The organism is Streptomyces sp. NPDC007808 (assembly GCF_042868655.1).
Classification (GTDB): Bacteria; Actinomycetota; Actinomycetes; order Streptomycetales; family Streptomycetaceae; genus Streptomyces.
In genome coordinates this window covers 21,173-31,975 of sequence record NZ_JBIAEQ010000018.1, presented here as the reverse complement: position 1 = coordinate 31,975, position 10,803 = coordinate 21,173, and the positions used below count along the sequence as shown (strand labels likewise).

Sequence of the window (10,803 nt, the reverse complement as noted above, 5' to 3'; positions counted from 1 at the left end):
CGACTGGCTGGACTGGTACAACTACCACCGACCCCACACCGGCATCAGCGGCCAAACACCAGCCAGCCGCGTCACCAACCTGTCCGGTCAGCACATCTAGGCCCCGGGCGAGACACGTCCGGGGCTCCGTGCCGTTATTCGTTCGCTTCTGTCATGACATGTCGTGGGGGGTAGTGCGGTTTCCTGGGACCCTCATGACAACCGCCCATCGATCCAACTGTCTGGAATTGGGAGCGGGGATGTGTTCGGTCCACATGTTGTCGCGCAGGTTGGGAAGCCACTGGGGCTTCGGTGTGAGGTCCAGAACGGCAAGCATGCCGAGCGTGACTCCTGCGGCTTGGTAGGCCACCGTTTGCCACAGATAGCGCTTCAGGTCTTCAGGTTCTGCCTTCCTGAGTTCGCGCTTGCACTCGATCACGATGCTGAACCCGGGAAATATCACCAGGACGTCGGCGCGGCCTCCGCTGCGGTCGATGGTTTCCATCTGTACTTCGAAGCAGGCGCTGTCGAGGTAGTCGTGTAGATCTTCTTGCAGTTCGATCTCCAGCGGGAGCTTGTCTCCAGGCTTGGGCGCGAAGAGGTAGGCAGTCTTCTTCGTGTGCTTGTCACGGCCGCGGTTCGTCCTGTTCGCGAGGAATCGGATTGTCGCCGTGACGAGGCGGATGAAGTGCTGCCGTACCGAAAAGGACTGAAAGTCCGGGCAGGGTTGCAGTCCTCTGATGACCTCATTGAAGAGGTCTTGCTCTGCTTTGGGCAGCGTCTTGATGTGAGCGCTGTAAGTGTCGGTGAGCTGCTCGTGTAGGCCGCTGAGCGTGTCGGGGGGCAGGGCTGCTAGAACCTGCCTACCAAGTTCGGCGGCCAAGTCGTCGGCCGCTCCGTCTTTTCCCGGGCCGTCCTCAGGTTCTTCAGGTGGAAGCCCGAGCCGGGACTCGACTGCTGACCGGAGTTCCTCGGCAGCCTGCCTGTCCCAGCCGGGTGGGGCGTCGGCGAGCAGCGCGTGAACGTGCAGCAGGAGTCCTTCGCGGGCGGCAAAGGCATCTTCGATACGAGGGGCTACGAGGAGCTGCAGCGCAGAGGCGTCGCCGGTTGGGGTGAGGCGTACGGAGCGGTGAGCGGTGTAGGCGGCGAGGATGTGCTGGATCGTCTGGCTTGGCCAGGTGGGGAGGGGCGAATCAAGGTGGGCGGCGGCGTGCTCGAGGTCAGTGCTGAGGGTGTACCAGGCTGCTTCGGTGTCGTAGCGGCCATCTCGCCAGCCTGTTCGTAGACCGGTGAGCCAGAGCGCGTGTTCAGAGGTGGAGCGGCGTACCTGCGCTGCCTCGCTGCTGAGGGCTTCGTTGTCGTTGGCTTCGAACGCCAGGACAGCGTTGATCGCGGCCCGGTATGCCGTGGCGTCGGGGCGGTCCTCGTCGGAGTCGATGGCTTCAGTGAAGCGGGTGCGGCTAGTGGTGAGCTGGGTGAGGAGGCTGGGTCGGTCTGCGGCGTTGAAGGCATCGGAGAGGTGGCACATGGCCAGTTCGAACGCGGCATCGGACCGCAGCTGCGGTATGTCGAGGAATGCATGGAGTGCGGTAGTTAGGTCTGAATCGCGCCATTGTTCGTACGCTACTCCGAGCGCCCGTACGACTTGGCGTGCGTATCCGATGGGTGCGTAGGGGGATTGCGGGTCAGTAAGGACATCAAGAAGCCCGTAACGCTTGATGGCTCCTCCGGCGAGTGCCAGGCGGAGTGCGGCTTCAAGGAAGAGGCCTGCGGTTTCGGCGTCGAGGGCTGTGGCATGAGCCTCGGCCCGTCGCAGGGCGATTCGATTCAGCGTGGTGGCGTGGTCCCTCAGGTACCCGGGGTGGTCGCACAGTCGGTCAAGGAGGTCTCCGACGACGCCCGGCCGGTTCTCCGCCGTGAGTGCTTCGGCGATGAAGGATGCGGCCCGGTCTGTGCTGTTGAGACGGCTCCAGGCAGCAAGAAGCGTCTCGGCCGCGCGGAACCACAGTCGAGAGGTGCCAAGTTCATCCGCCTGGGCAAAGAATCGATCTTCGCCGCCGAATTCTTCGAGTGTGGGGGCGTCTCCGCGGCGAGCCAGGAGTGTCTCGAGCGGCGTCACGGTGGGCCCTCCTTGTCGTGCGGCGGCCTGCGAGGGATGACGCGTTAGCGCGTCGGTGGAGTGATGGTCACCACATGAAGGCCCCTGCTTCAGCGATCTTCGCGCGGTCGTCAGGGATGACCGTACGGGCGAGTTCACGGTTGGCTGTAGCGGCGACAATCTGCAGCCCGTCGGTCTCTTCACAGATCGCCTGAAGCTGCTGCAGCGTCTCGGCAAGGTCGGTCGGGATCATTTCCTGGGCACCGGCGGAGTCGATAAGGAAGAGTCCGGGATGACGTCCGCCATGCTGCTGGCCGACGCGGAGGAGAGCCAGCAACGTGGCCATGCGCAGACGCAGCTGTTCGCCCTCGGTCACCTTCTGGAACCAGGACGGTCCATCGTCCAGCTGGAGCTTCATGGGGCCGTTTGCCTGCAGCTTTACGCCTTGGAGGTTGTCGTATCCCAGTCGGACGGCGAGGTCGAAGATTTCGCTGCTGACCCGGTCCATGATGGGCTTGCTCGCCTTTCCGGCGCGCGCGTCGGCTTCTTTGTACGCAGCCTCCAGGATCGTCTCCTCTGGGGCCGGCGACGTTGTTCCACCCGCGCGAGCGTGGGTGGCTTCGCGTTCTCTCAGGGCGCCGCGCAGGCGTTCCAGGTCAAGCTGGCGTCGCAGAACGGAGGCATCCGGTAGTGACGCTTGGGCGGCGGCCATCGCACGACGGGCTGCGTCGAGCTGGGCTTCGGCCTCTTTCCGTTCCTTCTCCGCACGCCGCAGCGCTGTGCGGGCCTGGTCGTCCGCAGCGGCCAGAAAGGCGATGTTCGCACTCAGCTGGTCGATAGCTGTGGTGTCCTCCGGAGCATCCTCGGGAGGTGCGCTGCCGCATACGGAGCAGTGGTCCGCCGTCTGGTCGCCGCGTGCCTGAGCGAGGTCAGCGACGGAGGTGGTGCAACGCGGGCAACACGTCGGGGCCAGAGCCCCGAAGTACCGCTTGGCTGCCGTGTTCTCCTTCATGTCGCGTAGCCGCTTCCGGTCTTCCACGAGTGTCTGGTGCAGCTCTGTGTAGTTCTGCTGGACGGTTAGATGCACCTCTACGGCAGTGGCATGGCGTTCCGCGCAGGACGCAACGTAGGCCGCGGCTTGCTCGATAGCCAGGGCTTGGTCTTCCAGGGCAGGGGCGGCACAAATGTTGGCGAGGGCCGCCTCGGCAGCAGTGATCTCGTCCTTTAGCTGCTGCAGGGAGTTCGCACGGGCCTGGGTGTCTTCGGTGGCCCGACGCTTCACCCCCCGCTGGTGCTGCCGGACAGTCTTCAGGGCGGTCTCGGCGTCACGGCGTGTGCTGGTCCAGGGAAGGCCGATGAACATCTGCAGCAGGCTGACGACGGATCCGTTCTCGCTGGTCTCTCCGAGCAGGACTTCAGCGTTGCGGTTGCGGCAGATCAGTGCGTGGCTGAACAGCGCCCAGTCGGTGACGGTGGCCTTGCCGTCTTCTTCGCCTTTGACGTCGGAGTGCCATCCTCGGAGGATCTCCAGGTTGAGACGGTTCATCATGAATTGGCTCATCACGGAGGCGAACTCGGCTTCGCCGGCGAAGTCGATGCCGGGGGTGGTCTTTCCGGTCTCCAGGCGTCCGGTGGGTACGCCGTCCTTGTGCTGGAACTCCACGCTGAAGGGCTCACCGTCGATGTGGCCTTCGAGCCGAACGTGGGAGATCCATCTGCGTGCGGTGTCCTGCAGCCGTTTGTTCTTGCCGCGCAGGCACCACCAGATCACTTCCAGGACAGTGCTTTTGCCTTTGAGGTTGTCGCCGGCCAGGCACCACAACCCGTCGCTAAGCGGCCAGCTGAAGCGGAAGTCGTCGGTGAACTTGCCTGCCTTGGTTCCTGAGAACTTGATCGAGGTCAGTGCCAGGCGGTGCGGTCGCGGCAGCACGCCGCTCTCCCGTACCCGGTGGTGCTCGAGCACTGCTGCGGCCTCCGCGACGTCCACGCCGGCACGGCGGGCAACGGCCTCGGTGAAGTTACTCATGCGCTTCCCTCGCTCACCTTGCTCTGCAGCGCCGCCAAACGGGCCCGGACGCGCGGGAGAATGCCAGCGATGTCCTCACCCATGTGGGTTCGTTCGTACTCACCCTGCGCGTACTGGAGCTCTTTCAAGGCACTGCCGCTGCGGTCCCCGGCCAGCAGCAGCACCAGTGCGGCGCGTTCGTCGTACCAAGACAGATCGGGCTCCTGCGAGCGCATCTCCTGTGCATCCTGTCGGCCTGCCGGCAGCAAGCAGTAATCCCAGCGGTCGATGTCAGGTGCTGTCCCGATCGCGTCGATGCCGATCAACCCATGAGCGACCAGCAACGCCAGTGCGTCATCGAGTGACTCGTAGGCGCCATAACGCCAGCGGATCATGGGATAGGACTCGAGATCCGGCTCATCGCCTTCCAGCAATGCAGCTGCCCGGTCGACCGGGCTGACTCCCGGAACGCTCCGGCCGGCCTCCGCGGCGTTCAACAGTTCATCGGCGAGGTAATCGGGGTTACGGAGCCAGAAGTCGAGCGCCTGAAGCCTCTTCTGCCCGCGTAGCACCGCCACTGCGTCCGGATGGGCTGGGCACTCGCTATCCGGGTGTGGACAGTGATCCAACAGGAAGAGGATGCGCACAGCATCCTGGACGCGGCTCGCCCTCCGTGTCCGTACCTGGACGTCCTCCGATGCCATACGCCCCCGCCGATCTCGCTTACATCGCCCTGTAGACGAGTAGCACGAATCATGACTCCTGCGTAAGTGATCCAGCACAATCCGCAGTCGGAGCCGTGTTGGCGGCGGCACGGCGCGGCGGCCCCGGCCGACGCACACCCAGGCGTGCGGGTCCCGATCCCCGGTTGCGTCCGTGCCGCCCATCCCGCCCTCCCTCTCCCTCCACCAGGGCATGGGCGAAAGCGGCCGCAACGGGGATGTCAGCGCCCCGACCCACGCCCGTACGTGGTGGGACCTGCACGAAAATTCAGGGCGCTGTGAAGGCCCGCGCAACATCAAGCGCAACAGATGCCGCAACCTATGGGGCCCTTCTCGGTCGGGTGAAGCCCGCCGGAACGCAGAACCTTCGGGCTTGCTGTCGCGTAGTGCCAGGCATGAGGCAGATCAATGATGCGCATGTGGCAGGGCCGGGTCTGGCCGTGGTGGAGGTCGCGGCTGCGGATGACGAGACCGCGTTCGCGGTCCAGGAGCTGCTCGCCGCGCGCTGGGGGATGGCGCCAGCGGACCGTACGGCCCGGGAGCCCGGCGAGCCGGGCGTGCGGCTGCGCTGCTTCCTGGACCTGCGCCAGGAACTCGACTCAGAGCACCAGGAGGAGGGCGAGCTTGACCCGGTGACCGGCTGACCAGCCAAGGAACGTCGTCAGCGTCAGCATGGTCGGGGGCCCCCTCGCCCCGCGACCACGGGCCCGACCAAGACCGGTCCGGCCAAGCGGTCACCCGGGCAGCCGACGGCACGGGTGGAAGGCATGGTGCGTGACGTGGACGCTGCCAGAGCCAATGCTGGCCGCCCCCGTGCCCGATCCTGCTCTGCAGCCGGGGTGGGCCAGCGAGCCCAAATGGGACGGGTTCAGGGCCCTGATCTCCGTGGACGCGGGCCGGGTGGTGCTGCGCTCACGGCGCGGCACTGAGATGGCGGCCTCGTTTCCGGAGATCGTGGCTGGGGCCGCACAGCTCCCTGAGGCTACCGCGATGGACGGTGAGTTGGTCGTATGGGAGGCGGGCCGACTCGCCTTCGAACGGCTGCAGAACCGGCTTCAGCGGCGCGGAGCCGGGGCGGCCCGGGCAGCAGGCGAGTGGCCGGCCCACTTCGTCGCGTTCGATCTACTGCGGCTGTCCGCAACCGACACGACCAGCTGGCCGTATCAGCGGCGCAGGGCCGCGCTCGAGTCAGTGTTCGCCGCCCGCCGCCTGTCCGCCCCGTGGGTGCTGTGCCCGTCGACCACCGACCCGGACACGGTGCGTGAGTGGCTGACGTGGGCGTCGGTCGGGATGGAGGGCGTGCTTTTTAAGCGGCTGGACAGCGTGTACGAGCCTGGGGTGCGCGGGTGGCGGAAGTACAAGGTGCGTGAGACGACCGAGGCGATCGTCGGCGCCGTCACCGGCTCCCTGGCAGCTCCCAGCAGTCTGCTGCTCGGCAGGTACGACGACCATGGCCGCCTGCAGCTCACCGGCCGCACCACCACTCTCGCCCAGGCGGCGAGCAGCGCGGTCGCCGGGCTACTCGCTCCGGCCCGGCGCGATCATCCGTGGACGGGCTGGTCGTTCTCCGCCGAGTGGGGCAGCCGGGAGACGCTGGACGTAACGCTGGTGGAACCCGAGCTGGTGGTCGAGGTCGGCGTCGACGTCGCCCGCGATTCCTCTGGCCGGTGGCGCCACCCCGCACGCTGGCACCGTGCCCGCCCCGACCTCTCCCCCGCCGACATCCCCCGCTGGACGGTGCCGCCGCACTGACGGCGCCACGGGCAGGGCGGCCCTGCCGACGCGCAACGCAACTGAGCCCGCCCCGAGACGCGTCCGCGCCGCCCATCCCGCCAGCTTAGGAGTCGTTGCCGTCGCTCAAGCCGGTACCGCTGCCGTCCGAGGCGACGGCGTTGGGGCCCCGGACGGCGACTATCAGCCGACGGGAACGGCCCCGGCCACCTCGTCTACGACGTGATCGCGTCTGACATGTCGGTGTGCACCTGGGGGCGGCCTGTCATCGGCAGGCTCAGCACCATGGTCAGGCCGCCGCCGGGGGTGTCCTCGGCGGTGAGGGTGCCACCGGTCGCCTCGGCGAAGCCGCGGGCGACCGCGAGGCCGAGGCCGACGCCGTTGCCGCGCGGGGCGTCGCCGTAGCGTTGGAACGGTTCGAAGATGCGGTTCTTGGCCTCGTCGGGGACGCCGGGGCCGCGGTCCATGACCCGGACTTCGACCCGGTCGGCTATGGCGCTCGCTGAGACCAGGACCTTCTCGCCCGGCGGGCTGTACTTGACGGCGTTTTCCACCACGTTGGCCACCGACCGTTCCAGCAGGCCCTTGTCTACGGCGACCATGGGCAGCGTTTCGGGGACGTCCAGGTCCACGCTGTCCTCGGCGACGCCGACCAGCGCCAGCGGGATCACTTCGTCGAGGTCGGTCTCGCGGACGATCGGAGTAACCATGCCGGTCTGCAGGCGCGACATGTCCAGCAGGTTGCCCACCAGGTGATCGAGGCGGTCGGCGCCCTCTTCGATGGCCTCCAGCAGCTCCGCCTGGTCCTCCTGTGACCACTCGACGTCGTCCGAACGCAGCGAGGAGACCGCCGCCTTGATCCCGGCCAGCGGGGTACGCAGGTCGTGGCTGACGGCGGCCAGCAGGGCGGTGCGGATGCGGTTGCCCTCGGCCAGTTCCTTGGCTAGGTGGGCCTGCTGTTGGAGGCGTTGGCGGTCCAGGACCACCGCGGCCTGGGCGGCGAAGGCGGCCAGGACCCGGCGGTCCTCGGCGGGCAGGACGCGGCCGGACAGGGCGAGGGACATGTTGTCGCCCACGGGAACGTCGACGTCCGCCTCCTCAGGGGCGGTACACGGGCGCGGGCCGACGCTGCCTGCGCAGGTCCACGGGGCAACGTCGTTCTCGCGTTCGAGCAGGGCGGCCGATTCCATGCCGAAGGTCTCGCGGACTCGTTGGAGAAGTGCCTCGAGGCTGGTCTCGCCGCGCAGAACGTTGCCGGCCAGGAAGGACAGTATCTCCGCCTCGCCACGCAGCCGGGCCGCCTGCTGAGTGCGTCGTGCGGCCAGGTCGACCACAGATGCGACTGACACGGCCACACCGACGAAGACCACGATGGCCACGATGTTCTTCGGGTCGGCGATGGTGAGGGTGTGGAAGGGCGGGGTGAAGAACCAGTTGAGCAGCAGGGACCCGGCTGCCGCCGAGGCCAGCGCCGGGTAGAGGCCGCCGAGCAGGGCCGCCGCCACCGTCATGGTCAAAAGGAGCAGCATGTCGTTGGCGAGGCCGACGTCCGGGAAGACGCTGCTGAGCAGCCAGGTCAGCAGGGCCGGTCCGCCGATGCCGACGAGCCAGCCTGAGATGAGCCGGGAGCGGCCCAGCCGTGCGCCGCGGGGGACCGGCAGGCCGCGGCCCTTGCCCGCCTCGTCGTGGGTGATGAGGTGGACGTCGAGGTCGGGGCCGGAGTCCCGGGCGACCGTGGCGCCGACGCCGGGTCCGAAGACGTACTGCCAGCTCTTGCGGCGGGAGACGCCGAGGACGATCTGGGTGGCGTTGACGCCGCGTGCGAAGTCGAGCAGTGCTGCGGGGATGTCATCGCCGACGACCTGGTGGTAGGTGCCACCCAGGTCCTCCACCAGGGTGCGCTGGACGGCCAGTTCCTTGGGGGAGGCGGAGGTGAGGCCGTCGCTGCGGGAGATGTAGACGGCCAGTACCTCGCCGCCGGCGCCCTTTTCCGCCAGGCGGGCGGCTCGGCGGATGAGGGTCCGGCCTTCCGGGCCGCCGGTCAGGCCGACCACGATCCGTTCGCGTGAGCCCCAGATCGCCGAGACCTTGTGCTCGCTGCGGTACTCGGTGAGGTATTCGTCGACGCGGTCGGCGACCCACAGCAGCGCCAGTTCCCGCAGGGCGGTGAGGTTGCCGGGCCGGAAGTAGTTGGACAAGGCTGCGTCGATCTTGTCCGGTTTGTAGATGTTGCCGTGCGCCATCCGGCGGCGCAGCGCCTCGGGCGACATGTCCACCAGCTCGATCTGGTCCGCCCGCCGCACGACCTCGTCGGGGACCGTCTCCCGCTGCCGTACTCCGGTGATCGACTCGACGATGTCGCCCAGGGACTCCAGGTGCTGGATGTTGACGGTGGAGACCACGTCGATTCCGGCGTCCAGCAGTTCTTCTACGTCCTGCCAGCGCTTGGTGTTGGGGGAGCCGGGGACGTTGGTGTGGGCCAGCTCGTCGACCAGCGCCACCTTCGGTTGCCGTGCCAGGACTGCGTCGACGTCCATCTCGGTGAAGGCCGTGTCCCGGTACTCGATCTCCTTGCGCGGGATCTGTTCCAGGCCGTGGAGCATCACCTCGGTGCGTGGGCGGTTGTGGTGCTCCACGAAGGCCACCACGCAGTCGGTGCCCCGCTCGATGCGGCGGTGTGCCTCGGACAGCATCGCGTAGGTCTTGCCGACCCCGGGTGCCGCGCCGAGGTAGATCCGGAGCTTGCCGCGTGCCATGTCGTCCCTCGGTCAGGCTTCGAAGCGGTAGCCCATGCCGGGCTCGGTGATCAGATAGCGGGGGTGGGAGGGGTCCGCTTCCAGTTTGCGGCGCAGTTGTGCCATGTAGACGCGGAGATAGTTGGTCTTGTTGCTCTGTGGGAAGCCCCAGACCTCTTGGAGGAGGTATTTCTGCGTGATCAGCCGGCCCGGATGGGTTGCCAGGATCTCCAGCAGGTGCCACTCGGTCGGTGTGAGCCGCACGTCCCGCCCGTCCCGGACGACTTTCTTGGCGAGTAGGTCGATGCTGAAGTGTTCTGTCTCGACCAGGGCCGTCTCGGGCGCGAGGGGTGCGTCCTCGGTGCGGCGGACGGCGGCCCGCAGCCGGGCCAGCAGCTCGTCCATGCTGAACGGTTTGGTGACGTAGTCGTCGGCGCCGGCGTCGAGTGCGGCGACTTTCTCGTCGGACGCCTGTCGGGCGGACAGGACCAGGATCGGGACCCGGGTCCAGCCCCGCAGGCCCTTGATGACGTCGACGCCGTCCATGTCGGGCAGCCCGAGGTCGAGCAGCACCACATCGGGCTGACGCGCGGCAGCCAGACGCAGCGCCGTGGCCCCGTCGGGTGCGGCGTCCACGCCGTAGTGACGTGCCTGCAAGTTGATGACGAGAGCCCGTACGAGCTGCGGGTCGTCCTCCACCACGAGCACCCGGGTCATGGATGTGTGCCTTTCCTGTCGTCGTACCTAGGCCGTGGGTGCCGCAAGCACCGCCGTTGCGTTCTTCGGGTGCACGACGGCGGGAGTGGGCTAGGCCGGGAGCGTTCCCGGCCCAGCCGACTCCTGCCTGTGCCGCATCGCGATCAATTCTTGGCCACAAGGGCCTTGAGCGCGATGTTGAGGTCGAGGACGTTCACGCGGGGCTCGCCCATGAAGCCGAGCGTACGGCCCTGGGTGTGCTCGTCCACGAGCTGCTGCACCTCGGCGACCGGAAGGGCGTTCTTCTCCGCGACGCGGTGCACCTGGAGCTCGGCGTACTGCGGGGAGATGTCCGGGTCCAGGCCGGAGGCGGAGGAGGTGACCGCGTCGGCGGGCACCTGCGAGGGCCTGACCGTGTAGCCGGGCACCGAATTGTCCTTGACGACCGCGGCCTTGGCCGCCTGAACCTGCTTGATGAGGTCCTTGTTGTCGGGCGAGAGGTTGGTCGCGCCGGACAGCAGCAGCTTGTACTGGGTGTTCACGCTGTTGGTGCCCAGGCCGTTGGCCGGGCGGCCCTGGAACCACTTCAGGTCGGGCGCCGGGGTCTGCTGCCCCTTGTCCAGCGGCAGGTTGTACGGCTGGCCGATCAAGGATGAGCCGACGACCTTGCTGTCCGCCTTGATCTTCGAGCCGTTCGCCTTGGCCGGGAACAGGCCCTGGGCGATGCCGGTGATCACCAGGGGGTAGATGACGCCGGTCACCAGGGTGAGGGCGAGGAGGGCGCGCAGGCCCGCTGCGAGCAGCCGGGCGGTGTTCGTGACGGAGTGCTTCATGGCG

The 10,803-nt window shown here is 67.5% G+C and carries 8 protein-coding genes; 2 read left to right on the top strand and 6 right to left on the bottom strand.

What is annotated here, in order from left to right; all coding sequences use genetic code 11:
• Positions 1 to 151: 151 nt before the first annotated feature.
• The 3 genes from ACFYNL_RS39495 to ACFYNL_RS39485 form a co-directional block, all read right to left on the bottom strand.
• Entirely contained in the window at positions 152 to 2,098 is a 1,947-nt protein-coding gene (locus tag ACFYNL_RS39495; RefSeq protein WP_388813053.1) for a hypothetical protein, read from the bottom strand.
• A gap of 67 nt (positions 2,099 to 2,165) precedes the next feature.
• Positions 2,166 to 4,103: an ATP-binding protein gene (locus tag ACFYNL_RS39490; RefSeq protein ID WP_388813051.1), complete on the bottom strand. Its 1,938-nt coding sequence runs from the start codon at positions 4,101 to 4,103 to the stop codon at positions 2,166 to 2,168.
• Complete coding sequence (locus ACFYNL_RS39485; RefSeq protein ID WP_388813049.1) at positions 4,100 to 4,729, bottom strand: hypothetical protein; 630 nt, start codon at positions 4,727 to 4,729, stop codon at positions 4,100 to 4,102. The genes ACFYNL_RS39490 and ACFYNL_RS39485 overlap by 4 nt, the downstream gene beginning before the upstream one ends.
• Positions 4,730 to 5,199: 470 nt before the next feature.
• Between ACFYNL_RS39485 and ACFYNL_RS39480 the strand changes: the two genes are divergently transcribed.
• On the top strand, positions 5,200 to 5,448 hold the full coding sequence (locus ACFYNL_RS39480; RefSeq protein WP_388813046.1) for a DUF6207 family protein: 249 nt from the start codon (positions 5,200 to 5,202) through the stop codon (positions 5,446 to 5,448).
• Positions 5,449 to 5,578: 130 nt separating this feature from the next.
• Positions 5,579 to 6,556, top strand: a complete 978-nt coding sequence (locus ACFYNL_RS39475) for an ATP-dependent DNA ligase (protein WP_388813043.1) — start codon at positions 5,579 to 5,581, stop codon at positions 6,554 to 6,556.
• Positions 6,557 to 6,750: 194 nt separating this feature from the next.
• On the opposite strand, the gene ACFYNL_RS39470 is transcribed toward ACFYNL_RS39475, so the two are convergent.
• The 3 genes from ACFYNL_RS39470 to ACFYNL_RS39460 form a co-directional block, all read right to left on the bottom strand.
• Complete coding sequence (locus ACFYNL_RS39470) at positions 6,751 to 9,291, bottom strand: DUF4118 domain-containing protein (RefSeq protein WP_388813040.1); 2,541 nt, start codon at positions 9,289 to 9,291, stop codon at positions 6,751 to 6,753.
• A gap of 12 nt (positions 9,292 to 9,303) precedes the next feature.
• Complete coding sequence (locus ACFYNL_RS39465; RefSeq protein WP_388813037.1) at positions 9,304 to 9,987, bottom strand: response regulator; 684 nt, start codon at positions 9,985 to 9,987, stop codon at positions 9,304 to 9,306.
• A gap of 143 nt (positions 9,988 to 10,130) precedes the next feature.
• Positions 10,131 to 10,799 carry a potassium-transporting ATPase subunit C gene (locus tag ACFYNL_RS39460; RefSeq protein ID WP_388813035.1) on the bottom strand — a complete coding sequence of 223 codons (669 nt, stop codon included), beginning with the start codon at positions 10,797 to 10,799 and terminating at the stop codon, positions 10,131 to 10,133.
• Positions 10,800 to 10,803: the final 4 nt, after the last annotated feature.